A 20,359-nucleotide genomic window follows, 5' to 3' on the forward strand; every position below is an offset into this window, starting at 1 on the left:
GTTTTGTGGATGAATTTGACATCAGTGATAAGGCATTAGAGGGTGATTAACGAAAGTGAGCACTATGGAAATAAAAGAAAATAAAGAGGTTGCATAATTTGCCCCACACTTTTTGATGCACTCCTATAAGCGGTATTTGGTATTTTATCGTTTAATGAAACGATTTGAGGGATTTCTTATGAAAAGATTGAACGTAGAGAGCATTAATAGTGATTTTATCAATGATTTTATTATTTTCGGACAAAATGAAGAGTATAGTGAAAATACGATTTACAGGAGTATTCACTTTGTAAAAACCATTCTTAATTTTGCTGAGAGAAAAGGGATTAAAACCAGGGTTAGAGAACTAGAAATTAGAAGAGAAAAACAACAGAAATCAGTCATTACCCTTTCAGAAGAAGAAATTATTAGGATTAAAAATACAGAAGTTCCTCAGGAGTTACAACCCGCTAAAGATTGGCTATTAATTAGCTGTTATACAGGGCAACGGTTTTCGGATTTTATGAATTTTAATGTAGAAAAAATAACAAGGATCAGTGGAAAGCCCTGTATCTCTTTTATTCAACAGAAAACACAAAAAAAGATACTTCTTCCTTTACATCCTACGGTAGTTAATACCGTACATCGAAATCATAATAGTTTTCCCAAAGTAATGGATATTCAGCAGTATAATAGTGCTATTAAAGAAATTGCTAGATGCTCTGGCCTCAATGAATCTCTTAAAGTAAGAAAAAGGGTTGGATATAGAAGCCTAGAGACAAAAATTGAGAAGTGGAAGGTTTTATCAAGCCATGTTGGAAGACGGAGCTTTGCGTCCAACTTTTATGGTAAAATTCCAACGCCCCTACTCATGCAGGCCACTGGCCACAGTTCGGAGCAAATGTTCTTACGATATATCAATCCCGTAGATAAAGAAAGAATACTGAGTCTAAGTACCTATTTTGATAAAGTATATACGGAAAGAAATATAAGAAATAGTCATTATAAATTTGGATAAGAAAATAGAAGCATAATTATCTAGTGCTTTCTTCTTATTGAAATAGTATTAACTTATAATTGAAATTAAAAACACCTTATAACATTATATGGTGAGTTTTTTTATACCATTTTTTATTTCCTAATAGAATAATTACCCATCTACAAAGAAAGTGGACTTAATTAACATAATATAAATTATTGACTGGTTATAAAAATGCAATTTACACTGATTTTCAGTCATTTAACCTAATTAAGAATTCCGTAATTGAGAAAATCATAAAGCAATGGCATTTTATTTCCTGATTTTACAAAAAATTACAATTTTTTATTTCACCCCTTTTTTATAAAATCAACAAAAGTTGATACCTTTGTTCCATGGATAATATTGAAGAGTTAGAAAGTAAAGTACTTGAGATCGTCACTGCAAAACATATCAAAACAGGTGGTAATAATGGCAATACTTTCGGCGATTTTGACCATATCTTAAACCTTCCTATTACTGAAAGAAATTCTTTTTTAGAAGAAATGGCAGCTAAGAAAAAAATAGTTATCCGGGAAGGACAAAATTCTCGTTTAATAATGTTACATTAATTTGGTGTCAACTGTACAAAAGTACAAATATATAACTGAAACCCACATAAAAAATTGGTATTCAGCGTCTTATTTTATATTTTTAAAACTTGTTATTCTATTTCAAAATCGAATAAATCTTCTGTATTAAATTCTAGGGCATCTTTGGCTTCAAACCAAAAATGAGACAAAATGTTCATTATAACATTTAAAATATTGATTTTCACTAGTTTGATTAAAATACATTAATAATTTAAATGTTTTTTATCTCAAAAAATTCTCATTCAGCCATTTCAGTTTATTGTAGCTTTTCAGGAATTTAGCTTTCAGTTCAATATTTTTTTCAGTTGCTTCCAATAATTTAGTTTCTCTAGAATTGATCAGAAATAATGAGCTTTCCCCATTGCTGAATCTCATTTCTTCAGCATTTAGAAGTCGCTGATAATTGATTAGGTTTTTTGTTGAAATATCAATCTGTGTGAAATAATTGCTGATTTCATTTTTATATGTTTCAATTTTTGTCAGTATTTCACGCAATTTGACCTGAGAATCCTGCTGGTTTTGTGAAATTTTCAGCTTGGCAATTTCATAATCGGCTCTTGCCTGTCTTTGGAAAACCGGGATCTCTAGTTTTAGTCCGTACTGGAAATTATTATAAAATAAAGGAAGAAAATCGGCACGATAATTTTCCTTATTGAAAAAATTATACGTAAAATCCAGTTTCGGAAGAAAACTCTGCCATTTCAATCTTCTTTCACTTTCCAAAATATTCTGCTTTTGAAAATAATATTCAAGAGAAGCATGGTTTTGCAATTGCATTGCTTGTATACTTTCAATTAAAAATTCATAGTCATTGTAGCCGGAATGTTCATCCAGATCTGAAGAAGGAAAAATAAGCTGCGAAATTTCAAAAAACTCCTGATTGTCTCTCCAAAGATATATCTGCATTTCCTGCGTACTTCTCACAAAATTTAAATATGCTTCCCGTTCCTGAAGTTCAAAATTTTGAAGCTGGGAAGACGCTTCCACCGTATCAATTACTGGTCTTTCACCAAATTCATACGTTTTTTTGGTAAGGTCTAGACGTTTTTTGTTGATTTCAACCGCCGATTTCTGAAGTTTGTAAATCTGAAAATTTTTCACCCATTCCCAATAGGAGTTTTCCGCATTCAGCAGAAGTTCATTTGTGAGAACAGTTTGTTCGGCTTCCGTCATTTTAAATCCGAATTTTGCCTGATCAAGCGTTGCTCTTCTTTTATCATACAAAAGATTTTTTGCCAAAGGCACCGTAACCCCAAACTGATACAAACCTCCTTTTGTTTCGCTGCTGTTCAGTTTTTCTCCATCCAGATAATTGTAACTTCCGGCAATGTCGATTCCGTACCAAGTAGGAATTCCAAGTTCTACATTTTTCTGTTCGTAATATTTTGTTCCGTCAATATTTTTTTCTCCCAGTTTTCCTGCAATCACCGGATCAAAATTTCCTCTTGCTTTGGTAATTTCTGCATTGCCAATTTTATTCTGAAGCTGATATCTGAAAGCCAGCGGATGATAATTTTTCACAATATTCAGAAATTCCTGATGAGAGAGTTTTAGAGAATCCTGCGCAAAAGAAAGCTGACTACAAAACAGAACGAGAAGCACTGAAAATTTATTTTTTAGGCTTTTCATCTTTTGAATATTTTTCGGTTTTTACTTCATAATAATCTGGAGGGAATCCGTTGATATTTCGCCACAATTCATACCAGATCGGAACATCATTAAGAATGGCAATTCCCTGAACTCCGGTTCCCATTTTGATCTTCGGAGGCCATTGTTTTTCATTTTTATCCTGAATCACTAAAGCTTTGAACATTCCGTTTGCACTGATGTTGTTTTCTACCGCAATCACTTTTCCTGCAAAAGTTCCGTAACTGGAATTCGGCCATCCTGAAAAAACAATTGCCGGAAAACCATCGAAAATGCACATCACGCGCTGTCCTTCTTTTACCAAAGGCAAATCGAAAGGTTTAATGTAAACTTCTACGGCGTAATCTACTTTCTCAGGAACAATAATTCCGATGCTTTCCCCATCTTTCAGAATTTCTCCAATTCCGGCTTTATTAATCTGTACAATCTGCCCGTCCTGAGAAGCAATCACGAAATAGAAACCCTGTCTTGCTTTGTAATTGGCAACCTGATTTTCGAGTTTGGCAATATCGCCGTCACTTCCTTCAATCTGTCCCATACTCTGGAAACGGTCCCCCTCTGTCTTGCTAAGTTTTTCATTATAATCCTGAATAACTGCATTCTGTTCGATGCTTACATTCACAATTTCCTGCCTGGTTTGTGCTAATTTATTTTCGGTTGCTGTTTTTTTAGCCAAAGCATTTTGGTAAGAAACACTTCTCTGCTGAAATTGGGTTAGCGAAACCAAACCTTCATCATACATTTTCTTCTGTCTCTCGTATTGATCTGAAGCCATTCTCAGTTCGTTTTTTGCTGCTTCCTGTTCTGCTTCTTCTCCTGCCAATTTATTATTGAGCTGACTGATCTTTACTTTAAGCTGATTCAGTTTTAAATCTCTTGCGGAATTCAGAGCACGGATCTGACTGTTGGTGGTTCCAACTTTGGCTTCGTAATAATCTCTCACTCCCTTTTTGGCTTCCACCTGCATTTCGGTTCTTTTTACCAAAAGCGGATCCAGGTAATCTTCTTTTACTTCAGAGAGCTGAAGAAGAGTGTCGCCTTTTTTTACATAATCACCGTTTTTCACATACCATTTGATGATTCTGCCCGGAATCGGTGAATTGAGTTGTTGCGGGCGCTGTTCCTGATAAAGCGTACTCACATTTCCCATTACCTTGATGTTTTGGGTCCACGGCAAAAACAGTACAATGATACCTCCAATAAATATGAAAAGAAACCATATTTTAACCCTAGATTTTTTGTGGATATGATATATTTTATTGACTGACTGCAATTCCATCTTTTTAGTTTTTGTTAAATAAAGTTTTCACCGTTCCATCTTCTACCAGCAGCCTTTGATCTGCATCGTTGATTAGGTTTTCATTTTCTGATACTACGATGATTGTAGAAACTTGTTTCAATTTCATAAGATACTCTTTCATTTTAGTTTTAAAAGTATCATCCATTCCTTCAAACGGGTCTTCCAATATCACTAATTTTTTTGCGCCCACTAATGTTCTGAGCAGCAATATTTTCTTTTTGATGCTAAAGGTTACTTCTGTATCCGTTTCGCTAATCCGGGTTAAAAAACCGTTGCTGAACTGGCTGGACAGATCTTCAACCCCTATTTCTTCAGATAATTTCAGAATTTGCTCAACTGTTGTTTCATTGTGACCCAGAACAATATTTTCATAAACAGTTTCTTTTATTATCGTCATATCTTTCAGATACAAACCAATCAGGTTTCTAAGTGAAGATTTGTCGATATTTTTAAGCAGTATTTTATCAAAAAGAATACTCCCTGAAGTGGGTTCATAAAAACCGCTGATCATATTCAGGAGCATAGATTTTCCTGCTCCCAACTTACCGGAAATGATTGTAAGCGAATTTTTTTTAATTTTAAAATTGACATTTTCAAAAATTTTCTGATAATCGTTAAAAGAAAAATTTACTTCTTTGCATTCTATTTCAAAACCTCCTTTTTGAGATTCAAAATCTATAGTACCCAATTTTTCTTCGGGCAGATTGGTAATTTTGTTCAGTTTTGCCAACGCAGCGATTATATCATAATAACTTTCAAGACTCTTGATCAGTTTTTCGACAGCTGTCATAATACTTAAAACTACAATTTCGGTGGCAATGAATGCACCAATGTTCAATTGCTGGTTTACTAAAAGATAAGTTCCGATCACCAGCATTACCAATGTAATGATAACTTTAAATGCAATGGTCGTTTTATATTGAAAAACCAATACCTTGAAATGCTCCGTACGATTATCAAGATACTTTACTACTCTATTATCAGTTTCTGCAAGATGAATCTGTTTCTTAGAATTGAATTTGAATGTTTTTACAGATGCAGCAATATCTTCAATCCAGGAAGCCACTTCATATTTTTTATCACTTTCTTCAATACTGGATTTAATCCCGCTTTCCATTGTAAATCTGAAAATAATGACCACGAAGATCACCACTAAAGCTCCAAAAACCAAAAACCAGGTATGGTAAAATGAAAGAAGCAGAATTCCAAATAAAATCTGGATCAGAGCTGTCGGAATTTCCAGTAAGATTTTTGAAATTCCTTTCTGTAGATTCTGGGTATCAAAAAAACGGTTGACAAGTTCTGGTAAATAATATTTTCTCGTTTGTGACAAATCTACTTTAGGAAGTTTTTCAGCAAAGGCAAGAGAAAATTCAACAAAAATTTTCTGCTGTATCTTCTCAATGATCTGCATTACTTTCAGCCGGAAAAAACCACTCAGCCAAGTTCCTAAAACTACAAAAGCGATCAGAATATAGATAGAAGTTGCCATCGTTGCTCCCATCACAAAACTGACGATAGATTGTATGCCCAAAGGTATGCTCAGCATCACCAAACCATTGAGGATAGCGTAAAAGTAGATATTGGTAACATCCTTTTTATCCTTGGTAATGTACTGAAACAATTGTCTGCTATATTTTTTTGGAGAGTTGTCCATCTATCGGTTATTTTAAAAGATTGGTGGTTATAAAGCGTAGATAATCCAGCACAAAATTTTTATGACTCATTTTTTGGCTATGATTATCTGTAAGTTTTGGAAGGTGTTCGCTAAAGAATTGCTGATCGTGGGCTGTCTCCAGAAGCGTCTTGCAAATGCTGGTATTCAATATTTTAATTCTATTTTTTTACTTAATAAGTATTTTTAATCTCTCTTTTTTACAAATCCCTTCACATCAGCCCCTGCATACTGTAATATCTTATAAAGAGTTGGTTGACTTTTGATCTGGAACATTTCTCTTATAGCAACGGTACTATATATATTTTTTTCATACATTTCTTTAACTTCTACAGAGATCTTCAGATAACGTTGGCTTAAGCCTTTGGGTCTTCCTCCGGATCTGCCCCTTGCCCTGGCAGATTCCAATCCTGCTTTTGTCCGTTCACTAATTACATTGCGTTCATGTTCAGCTAGCATGCACATAAATTGGAAAAATAAATTCCCTGTAGCCGTGTCAGTATCAATCGATTCGGAAAGAGATTTTAAATTAATTCCTTTCTGTTTTAATTCTTCCATCAGCTCTATAAGCTTTACGGTACTTCTTCCCAATCGATCTAACTTCCAAATAACAATCGTATCACCCGGTCTTGCATATTCCATCAGCTTCTCAAAGCTGGGTTTGCTAGATTTTACCCCTGAAACCTTATCGGTAAAGACTTTTTTGCAGCCTTCCTTTTTCAGTGCATCTAGTTGAAGAGCCAGATTCTGTTCTTGGGTAGAAACCCTTGCATATCCTAATTTAATCATGATTATGTATAAAACTTAATGAAATCAAATATAATAAATTTTGATTAATTACATGGCAATTTAAATATGTAAATTAGACCAGGTTTGATTTTTTATAATTATGTATAAAAACGGCCGTTTGTTTACACGGAAAAAACAATTAATAGATGAGAATAGATCTTATACCAAAAAGTCTGCAGATAGAATTTGACAGTCCTCCAAAGTTCAGCTTGATAGAAAGAAGAATGGTTTTTGAAGTTCCTGATGGATTAAAACTTTATCTGAGAAAATTAGAAGCTCCGACCAGTATTGTAGGATTCATTCTCCAATATGGATATTTTAAATCTTCGGGAAAATTCTTTTATGTGAATGTCTTTAATTCCGAAGACATAGAAGCGGTCTGCAGATGGAATGAGATTGATAAAAACATTATTGATTGGGAAAATTACCATACAGCGATTATTTATAGACAACAAGAAATTATAAGAACTCATTTTGGAATTCTTCCCTTTGGGAAAAAGGAAAAACAGATGATCTTTTCGGAAGCCACCAGGCTGTTAAAAAAGCAAAAAAGACCAGATATCTTATTTTGGATTCTGGCAGAATACCTTCGTAACCACAAAATAGAACTTCCTACTTATCATGCGCTGTCTTCTCTTATCCGGGAATCAATAAGAAAACTAGACTATTATTATTCGCAGACCATTAGCTTGCTGCTGACCGAACCAGTGCAAAACATGCTGGACGGGCTTTTGGAAAAAGAAGAAGATTCCTTCGTTTATACCCTTACAAGGCTCAAAAATCCTAATGAAACTGCCAGACTTCGGGATATCCGGGAGAACTTTAAAGCTTACCTTTATTTTAAAAACTTATATTTTCAGATTCAAGATCTCGTGCTGCAGCTTGACCTAAGTATAGAAATGATAGAATATCATGCTCAGTTCGTGATAAAAGCAAGAATTTTTCAAATATCGAGAAGGGAGAATAAATACCTGATGTTGCTTTGCTTTATCATGTACCAGTACTATTTTCTGGGAGACCTTCTGATGGAAATCCTGATAAGCACTACTAAAGAAATTGAAAATTCTACAGGTAATGAAACCAAAAATATTCTTCTAGAAAACCAAAACTCGAATGAAGAAGATCTGGAACATATTCTTTCTGCAAGCGAGAACATGGCCATTGAGGTAAAGGAGCTGATCAGGATCAGAGATGATTATGACTTGAAACCTTCCGAAAAGACTCGCTATTATGAACAGTTTTCCATAAAAAATCTTCTGTCTGATTTTGTAGGAATCCTTGAACCGATCGGAAGAATCCGGAAAAAAGGATTGCGTAAAGAACCTATTTTTTATAAAGTCCTGGAAGAACATTCCCATAAACTGCAGAACAGAGTAGCCCAGTTGCTTCGTAACATCGATTTTGAAGTGTCCGATCCTCTTCTTCAGAATGCAGACATAGAGTTTAAAAAGAAAGACGGAAATATTTCAGAAACCTTCACTGCCGGATTTTTAACCCGGGATGAGAAGAAGAATGTAAAAAATGCAAAATCCTTACCCGCATTGTACAAAATACTTTTTACAAAGCACTTGGTAAAAGGCATTAAGTCGGGAGAGGTCAGCCTTATCCACTCCTTCCAGTACCGCCCTTTCGGACATTACCTAATCAGTGAAGCAAATTGGGTACAGAATCAATATAGTATACTGGAAGATATTGGTTTATTAGAAAAAAAACAATGGAAAAAAGTGAAATCTGAACTCGGATTCTCACTACAGGAGTCTTTCCCAAAAACCTATAACAGTATCAATAATCCCGAAAATCATTATGTCAAGGCTTCCAAGAAAGGCAAGCGTCCCCGTTTCGATATTCCCTCAAGTAAAAAGAAGGAGAAACAGGAGAAGGAGGATACAAAATCAATATTCCCACCTGAAAACAGTGTTCCTTTACTGGAGATCCTTAATACCATCAATCAGAGGATCGGCTTTACCAAAGCCTTTACCCACTGGTCTAACCGTTCCATAACGAAAAGACCTTCTGATATGGAACTGTTTGCTGTGGTGATGGCATACGGCTGTAATATAGGGCTTAGTAATATGGCAAAAAATACGACCAATATGAATGCCAATACCCTAGATACTACAGCTAACTGGTATTTCTCTCTGGAAAACATCCAAAAGGCAAATGATAGGGTGGTAGAATACACTGACAAACTAAAATTAGTGGAATTCTTTAAAAAGGAACAGCAAAAAGTCCATACTTCCAGTGACGGACAAAAATTTTATATAAAGACGGATTCCATTCATGCCAATTATTCTTTCAAGTATTTTGGAAAAGATAAAGGAATCGTTATGTACTGCTTTATTGATAACCTGCATCGACAATTCTACGCTACAGCCATCAGTGCAGGAGAGAGAGAATCCTGTTATGTTATAGATGGAATATTATATAACGAGGTCATAGAAACGGAATTACACTCTACCGATACCCACGGGTATACCGAATTGGTATTCGCAGTAACTGGGGGCAGTCGACGAAAAGTAAAATTTTGTACGTTAAGGATAAAATCTATTAAAAGGTTTTATTTTAATAGATTAAACTGATTTAATTAATCGGTAAATAGTAGCTGGATGAACATCGAATAGTTTGGCTACTTCAGGAGCTGTTTTTCGTCCCGATTGGATAAGATGTTTTATTTCTTTTCTTTGGACTTCTTTTAATTTGGGTTTTCTTCCTCCGATTCTTCCTTCTTTTCGGGCGTGTTCCAAACCTCTTTTAGTTCGTTCTTTCAGCATTTCCCTTTCAAATTCTGCAAATACTCCGACCATCTGCATCATCATTCTTCCTGAAGATGTGGTAGTATCAATAGATTCTGTCAAGCTTCGGAATCCTGATTTTTTTCCTTCAATCTGCTCTATCAAGAAGAGAAGATCCTTCAATGATCGGGAAAGTCTGTCCAGTTTCCAGACAATAACAATATCGCCTTTACGAAGATGGCTAAGAAGCTCTTTAAGTTTCGGGCGATCCCATCTTCCACCGGAAATCTTTTCCTCAAAAATAAGCTCGCAACCTGCTTTTCTCAAAGCTTCAATCTGAACTGAATTGTCCTGCTCCTGGGTGGAGACTCTGGCATATCCTATTAACATAGATGGTATTTTATAACTCTAAATCTTGTGGATTTTTATGTCCGTCCCAAAAGGATAGAATTTGAATTGTTTTATTATTAATCCGATAAAAAATTAAAAACTTTCTAAGGACAACTACATACCGAACACCGGGAATATCAAAAACTTCCTGTCCTGCGTAAGGGTTGTTGGCAATATAATCTTCTTTTTCAGAAACCTGTTTTACTATCTTCTTTGAATAAGTGGTAGACTTGTTATGGTTAATCCAAAATTCCAAAGCTTCCAGATATAAACGTTCTGCTTTTTCAGTCCATTCTATTTCGAACATAAAGCTGCTGCTTTTTTTCTTACTTCTTCACTTGAAATGAGCCTTCCCTCTTCTGCATCTTTTATACCTTCTAAGACAGATTGTTTTATTTCTTCAGAAATTATACTGTCTTCCTGACTTTTAAAACGGATTTTCATTTCTTCTAAAAAAGCTTCAATAACGGAGAATTGTTTTGGATTATCCGGATAAATAACAATACTTTTCATATTAAGATTATTTACACAAAGATAAATATTTCGCACAAACATATCGCAAAATATTTTTATTTTGCAATACTTTTTTGCGACTGAAAAATTCATGCTTCCCGAACATTCTGATTTTAGTTGCAAAAAGGATCGTTTTTGCAAGAAGGAAACAAAAATATCTCATGGTATAAAATTATAACTGTGAGGGGTTCTATGTTTCAAAAAATAGATAAAAGCTATCTTTTTCCTCGTCAAGAGGGGCTTTTCATCCATTGCATTTTTCTGCATGCTAGGTAGTGCTTTTACAAGAGCTTTTCAAGCCCAATAAATGTTCTTCAAATAAGTCCTTTAGCATCTCCTATGTTTGCAAAAGTTTCAGTAGAGTAAATAAATTTGTAAACAAAAGCAAAAGGAAGGAGAGAACATTGAGCAGAAAATCTAAAGATATTTTCTCACATAGAAATATCCTCATCCCTTTACTTCTTTTAGAGTTTGAACAGAATGTGAAGAGTTCCTACAAAACATCTTGAATAACAGTAGGAGTTAAAACGAAGGAAGATTAGCTTTTAAAAAAGTAAGATCAGGAAAGTATTAAACAGGTGTTAGCCATAGACTTAGCTAAGCTTTGAACAATTTTTTCGCAATTCATATTTTGATTTTTAGTAAAGAGAAAATAAGCCACATAGAATTTCTACATGGCTTATCGGTATGTATTAATCTTCCTGTTGTGCATCAAAATTGATGTAGGTTTCGGCAATTTCTGTAAGATCATAATCCGTATCTTCTTCTTCCTGTAGAGTTTTTTCAAGAAGATCTGCAGCTTTATCATGTCCCATTGTAATAGCAAGCTGAGCCAGACCTCCGTAAGTAGCAATTTCGTAATGCTCAACTTTTTGTGCAGCAATAATAAGGGCTGCATCGCGGGTCATAGAACCTTCTTCTGTGGATTTAATAATTTCTTCACCTTCTTCGATGATGCCTTTAATCGCCTTACATTCTTTCTGTTCCGGAGTTTCATCAATTAATTTGAAAACTTTTTCAAGACGCCTTACATGTTTTTTTGTCTGAAGCTGATGATCTTCAAAAGCTTCTTTCAGTTCTTCTGTAGTTGCAGCTTCCTGCATCTTTTCCAGAGCATCAATAATTGTGTTTTCTGCAAAATAAATATCCTTTAGTGCAGAAACAAAAAATTTATGAAGAGGAGAATTTTTCATTTCATTTTCATCTACTGTTGCATTGTCGACTTCTATAGTCTTTTTTGTCGTTGATACTCCTGTAGATGAGGAAGTCGTATCTGTACTTGCTGTACTTGTACTGTTATTATTTTTTGTTTCTAATGTTTTAGTTGCCATAATGTGAAAGTGGTGTTTGGTTTTAAAAAGATTACCCCTTTAAATAATCAAATCAATAAAGAGGTAATCATAGGAAAAAGAATTATGAATTATTACGTCTGCCTCCAAATCCTGATCTGCCGGAATTTGAAGATCTTCCGCCTCCGTGAGATGCTTGTCCGCCCATACGAGCAATTCTCGTACGATCGGCTTTACTCATAGATGCGAAACCTCTTCCTGAACTTCCGGATCCTGAATTTGAATTTCGACCTGAACCGCTCGTATTGTTTGATCTTGAACTAGAATTGGATCCTGACCTTCCCGAGTTAGAAGATCCGCCACTGTTTCTGCTTCCTCTCGGTCTTCCCGGATTATCATGTCTGTGATCATAGTTATCATCATTTGATGAACTTCTTGAAGATGACCTTCCTCTTCCACCTGATCCTGATCTTCCTGAATTTGAGTTTGAACTTCTTCCTCTTCCTGATCTGCCGCTAGAGTTTCCTCTACCACTTCCGGAAGTAAATCTTCCGTGACTATCTCTTTGTTGGTTTCCGTTGTTGCTTCTGCTTCTTCCACGACCTCTGTTGTCTTCATACTCATCGTCATCATTGTCGTCGTCATAATCTTCATCCTCATCGTCGTCATAACTATTTTCATAGTCATCGTCTTGCTCATCATAATAGTCCTCATAATCTGAGAAGTCATCATCATAATCTTCATCATTTTGTGCATCATTATAACCGTGGTCATAACCTAACTGATAAATTTCCTCAAGATTGCTTGATGAGCTTGCATTTCCTCTGGAACTACGATTTTTTGAATTTCTAGTGTTCATAACTGTTTGTTTTATATTAATATTTTAGTGATAGTTATTGCCGGCCGTGACTAGTATTAGACAGCAATGATTTGTGATGTAATTATAAATTGATTAAAAAGCCAAACGCTTTTATTTTGCCAACTATGGTGGCATAAAGAAATGTAAATGAATTATTTACTCAAATATACGTAATGAAAAATCCTTTGAATATGATTTGGGTCACTTTAAAAAATTTAGAAAATAAATTTTAAGAATCAGACGTACAAAATTTGATTAGTAGAAGATCATAAAGAGAGCCTAAGACGCTCTCTTTAATGTAATAGTGTTAACTTCTTGCTTCTAAGTTTTCAAACTTATTATAAGAAGATTTTAAATGATGTAGATGATCAGATACTACCCTTGAGCTTTCAGGACCAAGGTCTGTGCTGTCCAATACGTCCTGATATGCATCAATTGCAGCTTTTTCTCCAAAAACAACATTTTCTAAAGTAGTTTCGTCTTTATCAGATGAGAATGAATTTTTAACATCAATCCAAGCTCTATGAAATGCTCCCGCTGTACTCGTTGTATTATCAGCTTCTCCTCCTTTTTCATTAATCAGTTTAATTAGATCATTTTTCATAACTTGTGATTGAGAAACCATTTGATCATAGTCTGCTTTTAGCGCAGAATGAGTGTTCCATACTTTGTCTTCAACTTTTGAAAAGCCTTCAATTCTGTCGTTGGTAATGTTCAGTAAATCGTTAAGTACTGATACTGTTTTTTCGTTGTTCATATTATTTTATTTTAATTGGTGATTATTATAATTTGTAATTGGTCCGATTCCTTTTGGAGAACTTGAATTGTTAAGTTTAATTTTAAGGCTGTCCGCTTCCTCCAGCGGCTCCGTAGATCTGTCCGTTTGCAAAACTTGCATTGTTATCAGCAAGTTGTACAAATATAGAGGCTAATTCTGCAGGCTGTCCTGGTCTTCCTAACGGTGTATCACCTCCAAATTTCTCTATGTTTTCCTGTGTTTGCCCACCGCTTATTTCCAGAGCTGTCCATACGGGACCAGGTGCTACTCCGTTTACTCTTATTCCTTTTGATCCTAACTGTTTTGCCAATGATTTTACATAGCTTGTAGTAGCGGCTTTAGTCTGTGCATAATCATATAGATCTTCTGAAGGATCATAAGCCTGTACAGATGAGAGTCCAATAATACATGAACCAGGGTGAAGATGGGGAAGTGCAGACTTTATGATCCAAAAAGGAGCATATAGATTAGTTTTCATTGTTCTGTCAAATTCTTCGGTACTGATGTCAAGAATTGACTCATGAGTTTTTTGATGTCCGGCATTATTCACAAGAATATCTAACCCTTCCAATTGCTGCACAGCCTGATCAACCAATTTTTTACAGAAATTCTCATCTCTGATATCACCAGCAATGGCAATTGCTTTCTGTCCCGCTTTTCTGATTAATTCAATTACTTCTATTGCATCAGGCTCTTCTTCAGGAAGATAATTAATCGCCACATCAGCTCCTTCACGGGCAAAAGCAATTGCAGCTGCACGTCCAATTCCTGAATCTCCCCCAGTAATTAAGGCTTTTCTTCCTATTAATCTTCCCGAACCTATATAGCTTTCCTCTCCATGGTCTGGAACAGGTATCATTTTACTTGCCAATCCCGGGAAGGGTTGAAATTGCCTTTTGAATGGTGGTCTGGGGTATTTCATAGTAGGATCTACTAAATGAGATGATCCTCTAATATTTTTATTTTCTTTATCCATATATTAAGATTTAGTATTTGATTAATTTGCCAATAAGGTTACTTTTTTTATATCTTATAATTCAAAGGTTGTATATTTATCCTAGAGAAGCCAGGAATCATTTAAAATTTAATCACTTTCTTATGTCTCTGTTTGATTACCTTGATAGGAGGTAACTTAGAATTAACTCTATTTTTCTTAAGCGTTAAAGACTCTTTATTTTTAGGCTCTTTCTGGTACATTCTATAACAAATCAATAGACTTACATTGACTATAAATGCAACTGCATTAGATAAAATAATAGGAAAATCGCCTTTTAAAAAACCATATACTAACCACAAACAAAGACCACTAACACCAAGCAATAACATTACTAATGAAAGATCTTCAACTTTCTTTGTTTGTATAACTTTTATAAGTTGAGGGAGCATTGCAATAGAAGTTAGTATACCTGCTATAACCCCAATAATATTCTCATTCATATTTCATATTTTTTTCAAATTCATTTTCATTATTCTTAATTCATATTAAAAATATCTTATTACAACAACTTTGCAATACCAAGAAATTAAATGAAAAGCACTAGAGTACAATTAACATGTAATGTATATAATGGGAACTTGAATTTTATTGTAAGTGATCCCATTGTAGTGCGAGTGAGTATTTAAATTCAAATTCTATTCCATAATACATCCCTTTTTATTGATATAAATAATTTTTATTAAAGATATAATAGAAGATATCTATATCTCATCAACGACATTATTAAAATGATTGTATCATAGGTAGGAGCGCTTAAAATTTATCATAATTACACCACATAAGTTTCTTTGGAAAGGGGAGGAATTCTTGAAAGGGAGACCGAAAGTATCAAAAATTGAGAAGTGGAAGGTGATATCGAGTCATGTTGGAAGAAGGAGCTTTGCATCCAATTTTTATGGTAAAATTCCTACTCCTTTATTAATTCAAACTACAGGGCATAGTTCTGAACAAATGTTCTTACAATATATTAATCCTGTAGATAAAGAAAGAATACTGAGTCTAAGTACCTATTTTGATAAAGTATATACGGAAAGAAATATAAGAAATAGTCATTATAATAATTTTTTGTAAGCATATAGAAGTATAACATAAAATGGATTTATTCTACTAAAGCCTTACTAATAAATGAAGTTCAAAAAGTAAACATAGTATAATTTTTATATGATGTTTTTTTATTTGAATGAGTAGTTAATACTTATATTTGTGAATAACAAAACTATGCTTTTAGATGAGTGGCGAAATTATACAAAATAATGACTATAAAGATTGGTCGAAATTTATTTTCCATAAGATAAAGGTTGCTCAAACGCAAGCTACTTTAAAGGTTAATTCAGAAATGCTCACCTTATATTGGGAGATCGGAAATTCAATCATCGAAAAACAACAGGAAAACGGTTGGGGCAGCAAAGTTATAGATCTTTTAGCTGCAGATTTAATACATAATTTTCCTGATAGCAAAGGGTTTTCAGTACGTAACCTTAAATATATGAAAAGCTTTGCCGAAGCATATCCTCAGTTTCCAATAGTGCAAGTGCCGCTTGCGCAATCTGAAACACAATTTGTGCAAGTGCCACTTGCACAAATTACCTGGTACCATCACATTAGTCTTCTTACAAAAATAAAGGATATTACAGAACGAGCATTTTACATTGCAGAAACAGCCAAGAACGATTGGAGTAGGGACGTAATGCTTTTACAAATTCAAAGCAATTTATATAGAAGAAGCGGAAAGGCTTTGAATAATTTTGAACAGACGTTACCCGAATATCAATCAGATTTAGCAAAGAGTATTTTTAAAGATCCATATCATTTTGATTTTTTAATGCTCACAACCAAGGTAAAAGGAGTGCATCAAAAAGTGTGGGGCAAATAAAAATTTACTAAAAAGCCCCCAAGCTATCATCCCAAAAGGGTCTCATTTTTTATAGGGCTACCACAATTAGAAAGTATGGAGATCCTAATATTGCGGTTTGTTGAGAAACTGCCCCACACTTTTTGATGCGCTCCATTCTATTCAAAAGGCTGAGTTCCTATTCACGACAAAATCCTGTATACCTTGCCCTTCGGGATTTTGGGAGGTTGGTGAGGACAAAGTTTTTGCTGGACTACATGTACGATCATAACCTGAGAAAAATGGTTTTGCAACAGTTAAATAAAGGAGAAAGTGCCAATAAGCTGGCAAAACGTATATTTTATGGAAACAATGGGGAAATAAAATATGTATCCAAACAGGAACATCTACAGGCAACTATCTGCAAAACACTTATTCACAACCTGATTGTCTGTTGGAATTACATGTATCTGAGTAAAAAATTAGTACAAATCACCCCAGAGAACAGAAAAGAATTCTTTGAACACATCAAAAACACTTCTCCTGTAAGATGGGAGCACTTCAATTTTTATGGAATCTTTGACTTTTCTCCAGAAGCTCTTAAAGATGCCCTAGAATTTAATACAGAAGATTTATTCGATTTTGAAATGGAATAGCGAAATTTGAAAAATAGAAAGTAAAACTCTGAAAGTTAACTAATTAATCGTTTTTTGATAAGAAATTTGCACTTTTGTACAGTTGAACCCAATTTAATACAGAAGATTTATTCGATTTTGAAATAGAATAACAAGTTTTAAAAATACAAAAATAAAACACTGAATATAAGGTATTTATATGAATTTCAGTTATATATTTGTACTTTTGTACAGTTGATACCAATGAAGAGAGTGCATCAAAAAGTGTGGGGCAAATAAAAATTTACTAAAAAGCCCCCAAGCTATCATCCCAAAAGGGTCTCATTTTTTATAGGGCTACCACAATTAGAAAGTATGGAGATCCTAATATTGTGGTTTGTTGAGAAACTGCCCCACACTTTTTGATGCGCTCCTACGGGGAAACTATTTTTTATATTACGCTTTTCTGTATTTCTATTTCTTGCAAAAATAATCGTTTATATTTTATTATAACCTAAATTATATGTGTCACATGTGGTTATTTGTGATATATTTTAATTTATTTTATAAAAATTGTTATTTTTTTTACAATTACACTGAAAAATAATGTATCTTTATATAGAGTTAAAAATATACTTTTAATATTCTTAATTTGAAATATAGAAACACAAATGAGGGCGAAATCTCTCCCTCATCATAAGGCTAGATCCATTCCAAGATCTAGCTTTTTTTTGACATATGGAATATATGGGAATAAGAAAGATAAAGCTTCGAAAAAATACCTGCGGGTAATTACTTCTAAAATAAACTAAAAATAGAGAAGTTTTCTACAACATATGATTGTTACTATCTACTATAAAATTATTATTAGACAAGAATTAGACAAGAATTAAACAGGATCTTAAACGAGCGCATCAAAAAGTGTGTGGCAAATAAAAACATTACTCAAACCTCCCAAGCTATCATCAAAAATGCACACATTTATTCCTTCAAGATCCAACTTAGAAAGTATAGAGATTTTAATATTCAGACCTGTTGACAAATTGCCCCACACTTTTTGATGCACTCCTTGTTTTATGATTTTCTCAATTACGGAATTCTTAATTAGGTTAAATGACTGAAAATCACCGTAAATAGCATTTTTTTAACCAGTCAATAATATACATTATGTTAAGTTATTCATAGGAGCATATTTGTTCATATTAATTAAAAGCTTAATAAACTGGAAAGAAAAAATGGTATAAGAAAACTCATACCATTTAAATTCTAATTAACAATAATTAATATCCTTAATCTAGGGAAGTATTTATTTTTCACATCTTCCACAATAATTAACAACTGTCTGCCCCACCTCTACAGATGAAAACCCCAAAGGCGAATAAGAAGGATTACTTCTATTAAATTGTTCATTCTGTCGCATTTGTCCGGAGCCAAATATAGTAGGACCGTCTGGTACCAAATTATTAAAATACCTTGTCACAGGCATAGCACTCACAATATTCCCTGGATAAATGCGATCCACTGCTGCCCATTCATTTTGTCCCATATATCTTTGAAAAATTTGTGTGGGTGGTAAATTAGCATTCACTGATATGAAATTAGTAGGACTTGGAGCTATGAAATAAATCCAGGTACGATACTGAGCTCTACCATAAGAATCCAGCCCCCATGTTGTTTGTAATTGATTATTGATGGATGAAGACGCTATATTTATCGCAGCTTCCATACTATCAGATGTTGAAATATATCCACTATTAATCAAATAGCTTCCACCTAATACATGGTTCCCTAAGTTATAAGATAGTCCTCTTGCTGTAAATCCATCTCGAAATATCTGATCAGGAGACCTAGAATCTACCCTATATACCAAATTTGGTATAGGGATATTGGTTCTCAAATAGGGGTGTGTAAGAGGTAAATTCCCGTTATTAGCTGCTGCCCTTGCCTGCATATTTAGTTTAGCGCCCGTGTTAACATCTGTAGCAAGCATCTCATCTGTAGTCCTATCTTCACTACATGACAATGTACTCGTTGTGAACAAGCTTCCTAATATCAATGCAAAGATTGAAAAGTGTTTTTTCATTTTTTGATATTTTGTTTAATTTTCAAAGTTAAATTAATATATGTCAGCTTATTAACATCAAAAAAACAAATTCTTCTTCTTAGTTGACTACTTTATTAGATAGACAGGATAAAATTTTTTCGTCAAATATCTTCTATTCACACGTATTTAATATTTCTTAGCTACTAAATAATAATATAGGGCATAACTTGCATTATGTTAAGTGAATTGAATTTCTCTCAGACATCTTATTTATATATGAGTATTTTTGTTTGTACTTGAATATGTACATATTTATATGTATATTTGTAATTCAAATTTCGTAATATGAAAACAGTTACAGTTTCTGCATTTAGAAAAGATATTAAAAAATATGTTGAGCTCGCAAAGGATGAACAAGTATTAGTGAATAGAGGAAGTGGAGATGCTTTTTATATAGTTCCAGCAGAAAAAATCAGAGAAGGATACAGTAAGGAATTTATTGAAGGGATAAAAAAAGCTGAAAAACAAATTAAGGAGGGAAAAACGGTTCAGGTAAAAAGTAAAGCTGGCCTTGAAACTATTTTAAAACATCTTTAAAATGTCTTTATATTCATTAGAGTTTACTGAAGATTCATTGGAGCAAATTTCTGATTTTAAAAAATCAGACAAACAAAGTTTTAATAAAGTTTCAAAGCTTTTGGAAGAACTTATGGAACATCCATATACTGGGACAGGAAAGCCTGAACAGCTGAAAGGTGATTATTCAGGTTATTGGTCACGAAGAATTAACAAAAAAGATAGATTGATTTATCGAATTGATGAGAAAAGCATTATTGTTTTTGTACTAAGTGTTAAAGGACATTATAATGATTAATATTATTTTTGATGGTCAGTAAGATTGAAAGTTTGTAAATCCCTTAATGTTTTTCTACTAATTGAGTAGAAATTTTTACAAGAAATTTTACTTTGTAGTATTATAGGTGAACGAGATTTGTTTTATTATCACCATCAATTAAAAAAATTATTTGGTAGAATTATAGTGATCTTCTCTTAAAATATGATCAATGTATTAGTAATTAAAACTAAATCATGAATACATCGCATGAATTTAAAGAATTCCTTGTAAATATAAAAATCAATGAAAATCAAGCAAATACAATCTCCTATAGATATGGGAGAATAACGGTTACAACTACCGATTCGGGCCTAAAGTAAAATAGAAATATGTAATATATTGTTAACCTTTGCTTTAAACGATAGAATTATTCTATAAATTTCTTTTTTGCCCCATAGCTTCCAAATATCGGTATA

21 protein-coding genes are annotated in these 20,359 nt (G+C 33.6%); 8 read left to right on the plus strand and 13 right to left on the minus strand.

Annotated features, from left to right (window positions below):
* Positions 1 to 115 precede the first annotated feature (115 nt).
* A complete protein-coding gene (locus tag CHRY9293_RS17060) occupies positions 116 to 997 on the plus strand; it encodes a tyrosine-type recombinase/integrase (RefSeq protein ID WP_162034086.1) in 882 nt (293 codons plus the stop codon).
* 356 nt (positions 998 to 1,353) lie between these two features.
* Entirely contained in the window at positions 1,354 to 1,569 is a 216-nt protein-coding gene (locus tag CHRY9293_RS17065; RefSeq protein ID WP_122545260.1) for a hypothetical protein, read from the plus strand.
* Positions 1,570 to 1,812: 243 nt separating this feature from the next.
* On the opposite strand, the gene CHRY9293_RS17070 is transcribed toward CHRY9293_RS17065, so the two are convergent.
* From CHRY9293_RS17070 to CHRY9293_RS17085, 4 genes are all read right to left on the minus strand, one after another.
* The gene (locus CHRY9293_RS17070; RefSeq protein ID WP_162034087.1) at positions 1,813 to 3,219 is read right to left on the minus strand and encodes a TolC family protein; all 1,407 of its coding nucleotides are present in this window, start codon (positions 3,217 to 3,219) and stop codon (positions 1,813 to 1,815) included.
* Positions 3,200 to 4,516, minus strand: a complete 1,317-nt coding sequence (locus CHRY9293_RS17075) for an HlyD family secretion protein (protein ID WP_162034088.1) — start codon at positions 4,514 to 4,516, stop codon at positions 3,200 to 3,202. The genes CHRY9293_RS17070 and CHRY9293_RS17075 overlap by 20 nt, the downstream gene beginning before the upstream one ends.
* Positions 4,517 to 4,520: 4 nt before the next feature.
* Positions 4,521 to 6,194: a peptidase domain-containing ABC transporter gene (locus CHRY9293_RS17080; protein ID WP_162034089.1), complete on the minus strand. Its 1,674-nt coding sequence runs from the start codon at positions 6,192 to 6,194 to the stop codon at positions 4,521 to 4,523.
* Between the two features lie 204 nt (positions 6,195 to 6,398).
* Positions 6,399 to 7,001, minus strand: a complete 603-nt coding sequence (locus CHRY9293_RS17085; protein ID WP_228455581.1) for a recombinase family protein — start codon at positions 6,999 to 7,001, stop codon at positions 6,399 to 6,401.
* Between the two features lie 146 nt (positions 7,002 to 7,147).
* Between CHRY9293_RS17085 and CHRY9293_RS17090 the strand changes: the two genes are divergently transcribed.
* Positions 7,148 to 9,580: a Tn3 family transposase gene (locus CHRY9293_RS17090; protein WP_162034090.1), complete on the plus strand. Its 2,433-nt coding sequence runs from the start codon at positions 7,148 to 7,150 to the stop codon at positions 9,578 to 9,580.
* On the opposite strand, the gene CHRY9293_RS17095 is transcribed toward CHRY9293_RS17090, so the two are convergent.
* The 8 genes from CHRY9293_RS17095 to CHRY9293_RS17130 form a co-directional block, all read right to left on the minus strand.
* Positions 9,572 to 10,123: a recombinase family protein gene (locus tag CHRY9293_RS17095; protein ID WP_162034091.1), complete on the minus strand. Its 552-nt coding sequence runs from the start codon at positions 10,121 to 10,123 to the stop codon at positions 9,572 to 9,574. The genes CHRY9293_RS17090 and CHRY9293_RS17095 overlap by 9 nt on opposite strands.
* A gap of 10 nt (positions 10,124 to 10,133) precedes the next feature.
* Entirely contained in the window at positions 10,134 to 10,430 is a 297-nt protein-coding gene (locus CHRY9293_RS17100) for a type II toxin-antitoxin system RelE/ParE family toxin (RefSeq protein WP_162034092.1), read from the minus strand.
* Positions 10,418 to 10,636, minus strand: a complete 219-nt coding sequence (locus CHRY9293_RS17105; protein ID WP_162034093.1) for a DUF2683 family protein — start codon at positions 10,634 to 10,636, stop codon at positions 10,418 to 10,420. Before CHRY9293_RS17105 ends, CHRY9293_RS17100 begins: the two co-directional genes overlap by 13 nt.
* Positions 10,637 to 11,328: 692 nt before the next feature.
* Positions 11,329 to 11,967, minus strand: coding sequence for a ferritin-like domain-containing protein (locus CHRY9293_RS17110; protein ID WP_162034094.1), 639 nt, complete (start codon positions 11,965 to 11,967; stop codon positions 11,329 to 11,331).
* 82 nt (positions 11,968 to 12,049) lie between these two features.
* Positions 12,050 to 12,784, minus strand: a complete 735-nt coding sequence (locus CHRY9293_RS17115; RefSeq protein WP_162034095.1) for a KGG domain-containing protein — start codon at positions 12,782 to 12,784, stop codon at positions 12,050 to 12,052.
* A gap of 307 nt (positions 12,785 to 13,091) precedes the next feature.
* Entirely contained in the window at positions 13,092 to 13,541 is a 450-nt protein-coding gene (locus tag CHRY9293_RS17120; protein ID WP_162034096.1) for a PA2169 family four-helix-bundle protein, read from the minus strand.
* Between the two features lie 82 nt (positions 13,542 to 13,623).
* Entirely contained in the window at positions 13,624 to 14,538 is a 915-nt protein-coding gene (locus tag CHRY9293_RS17125) for an SDR family oxidoreductase (protein WP_162034097.1), read from the minus strand.
* A gap of 101 nt (positions 14,539 to 14,639) precedes the next feature.
* On the minus strand, positions 14,640 to 14,999 hold the full coding sequence (locus tag CHRY9293_RS17130; RefSeq protein WP_162034098.1) for a SemiSWEET transporter: 360 nt from the start codon (positions 14,997 to 14,999) through the stop codon (positions 14,640 to 14,642).
* A 409-nt stretch (positions 15,000 to 15,408) separates the two neighbouring features.
* On the opposite strand from CHRY9293_RS17130, the gene CHRY9293_RS17135 reads away from it, so the two are divergent.
* The 3 genes from CHRY9293_RS17135 (at position 15,409) to CHRY9293_RS17145 (ending at position 17,046) form a co-directional block, all read left to right on the plus strand.
* Positions 15,409 to 15,630 (plus strand): site-specific integrase, encoded by a 222-nt coding sequence (locus CHRY9293_RS17135; RefSeq protein WP_228455582.1) that lies wholly within the window; start codon positions 15,409 to 15,411, stop codon positions 15,628 to 15,630.
* A gap of 157 nt (positions 15,631 to 15,787) precedes the next feature.
* On the plus strand, positions 15,788 to 16,432 hold the full coding sequence (locus tag CHRY9293_RS17140; RefSeq protein ID WP_162034099.1) for a DUF1016 N-terminal domain-containing protein: 645 nt from the start codon (positions 15,788 to 15,790) through the stop codon (positions 16,430 to 16,432).
* Positions 16,433 to 16,557: 125 nt separating this feature from the next.
* Positions 16,558 to 17,046 (plus strand): Tn3 family transposase, encoded by a 489-nt coding sequence (locus CHRY9293_RS17145; RefSeq protein WP_162034100.1) that lies wholly within the window; start codon positions 16,558 to 16,560, stop codon positions 17,044 to 17,046.
* A 1,264-nt stretch (positions 17,047 to 18,310) separates the two neighbouring features.
* Here the strand turns inward: CHRY9293_RS17145 and CHRY9293_RS17150 are convergent.
* A complete protein-coding gene (locus tag CHRY9293_RS17150) occupies positions 18,311 to 19,087 on the minus strand; it encodes an enterotoxin A family protein (RefSeq protein WP_162034101.1) in 777 nt (258 codons plus the stop codon).
* Positions 19,088 to 19,393: 306 nt separating this feature from the next.
* On the opposite strand from CHRY9293_RS17150, the gene CHRY9293_RS17155 reads away from it, so the two are divergent.
* Positions 19,394 to 19,645 carry a type II toxin-antitoxin system Phd/YefM family antitoxin gene (locus CHRY9293_RS17155; protein WP_162034102.1) on the plus strand — a complete coding sequence of 84 codons (252 nt, stop codon included), beginning with the start codon at positions 19,394 to 19,396 and terminating at the stop codon, positions 19,643 to 19,645.
* 1 nt (position 19,646) lies between these two features.
* A complete protein-coding gene (locus CHRY9293_RS17160) occupies positions 19,647 to 19,922 on the plus strand; it encodes a Txe/YoeB family addiction module toxin (protein WP_162034103.1) in 276 nt (91 codons plus the stop codon).
* Positions 19,923 to 20,359 lie beyond the last annotated feature (437 nt).

This window comes from Chryseobacterium potabilaquae, from assembly GCF_902728265.1.
Classification (GTDB): domain Bacteria; phylum Bacteroidota; class Bacteroidia; order Flavobacteriales; family Weeksellaceae; genus Chryseobacterium; species Chryseobacterium potabilaquae.

What these genes read in the sequence shown, in the direction of transcription:
- CHRY9293_RS17095 (WP_162034091.1), bottom strand. Translation starts at nt 10,123, where the DNA reads ATGTTAATAGGATATGCCAGAGTCTCCACCCAGGAGCAGGACAATTCA.
- CHRY9293_RS17110 (WP_162034094.1), bottom strand. Translation starts at nt 11,967, where the DNA reads ATGGCAACTAAAACATTAGAAACAAAAAATAATAACAGTACAAGTACA.
- CHRY9293_RS17090 (WP_162034090.1), top strand. Translation starts at nt 7,148, where the DNA reads ATGAGAATAGATCTTATACCAAAAAGTCTGCAGATAGAATTTGACAGT.
- CHRY9293_RS17140 (WP_162034099.1), top strand. Translation starts at nt 15,788, where the DNA reads ATGAGTGGCGAAATTATACAAAATAATGACTATAAAGATTGGTCGAAA.
- CHRY9293_RS17070 (WP_162034087.1), bottom strand. Translation starts at nt 3,219, where the DNA reads ATGAAAAGCCTAAAAAATAAATTTTCAGTGCTTCTCGTTCTGTTTTGT.
- CHRY9293_RS17155 (WP_162034102.1), top strand. Translation starts at nt 19,394, where the DNA reads ATGAAAACAGTTACAGTTTCTGCATTTAGAAAAGATATTAAAAAATAT.
- CHRY9293_RS17105 (WP_162034093.1), bottom strand. Translation starts at nt 10,636, where the DNA reads ATGAAAAGTATTGTTATTTATCCGGATAATCCAAAACAATTCTCCGTT.
- CHRY9293_RS17130 (WP_162034098.1), bottom strand. Translation starts at nt 14,999, where the DNA reads ATGAATGAGAATATTATTGGGGTTATAGCAGGTATACTAACTTCTATT.
- CHRY9293_RS17085 (WP_228455581.1), bottom strand. Translation starts at nt 7,001, where the DNA reads ATGATTAAATTAGGATATGCAAGGGTTTCTACCCAAGAACAGAATCTG.
- CHRY9293_RS17120 (WP_162034096.1), bottom strand. Translation starts at nt 13,541, where the DNA reads ATGAACAACGAAAAAACAGTATCAGTACTTAACGATTTACTGAACATT.
- CHRY9293_RS17075 (WP_162034088.1), bottom strand. Translation starts at nt 4,516, where the DNA reads ATGGAATTGCAGTCAGTCAATAAAATATATCATATCCACAAAAAATCT.
- CHRY9293_RS17060 (WP_162034086.1), top strand. Translation starts at nt 116, where the DNA reads ATGCACTCCTATAAGCGGTATTTGGTATTTTATCGTTTAATGAAACGA.
- CHRY9293_RS17145 (WP_162034100.1), top strand. Translation starts at nt 16,558, where the DNA reads ATGCGCTCCATTCTATTCAAAAGGCTGAGTTCCTATTCACGACAAAAT.
- CHRY9293_RS17080 (WP_162034089.1), bottom strand. Translation starts at nt 6,194, where the DNA reads ATGGACAACTCTCCAAAAAAATATAGCAGACAATTGTTTCAGTACATT.
- CHRY9293_RS17115 (WP_162034095.1), bottom strand. Translation starts at nt 12,784, where the DNA reads ATGAACACTAGAAATTCAAAAAATCGTAGTTCCAGAGGAAATGCAAGC.
- CHRY9293_RS17125 (WP_162034097.1), bottom strand. Translation starts at nt 14,538, where the DNA reads ATGGATAAAGAAAATAAAAATATTAGAGGATCATCTCATTTAGTAGAT.
- CHRY9293_RS17150 (WP_162034101.1), bottom strand. Translation starts at nt 19,087, where the DNA reads ATGAAAAAACACTTTTCAATCTTTGCATTGATATTAGGAAGCTTGTTC.
- CHRY9293_RS17065 (WP_122545260.1), top strand. Translation starts at nt 1,354, where the DNA reads ATGGATAATATTGAAGAGTTAGAAAGTAAAGTACTTGAGATCGTCACT.
- CHRY9293_RS17100 (WP_162034092.1), bottom strand. Translation starts at nt 10,430, where the DNA reads ATGTTCGAAATAGAATGGACTGAAAAAGCAGAACGTTTATATCTGGAA.
- CHRY9293_RS17160 (WP_162034103.1), top strand. Translation starts at nt 19,647, where the DNA reads ATGTCTTTATATTCATTAGAGTTTACTGAAGATTCATTGGAGCAAATT.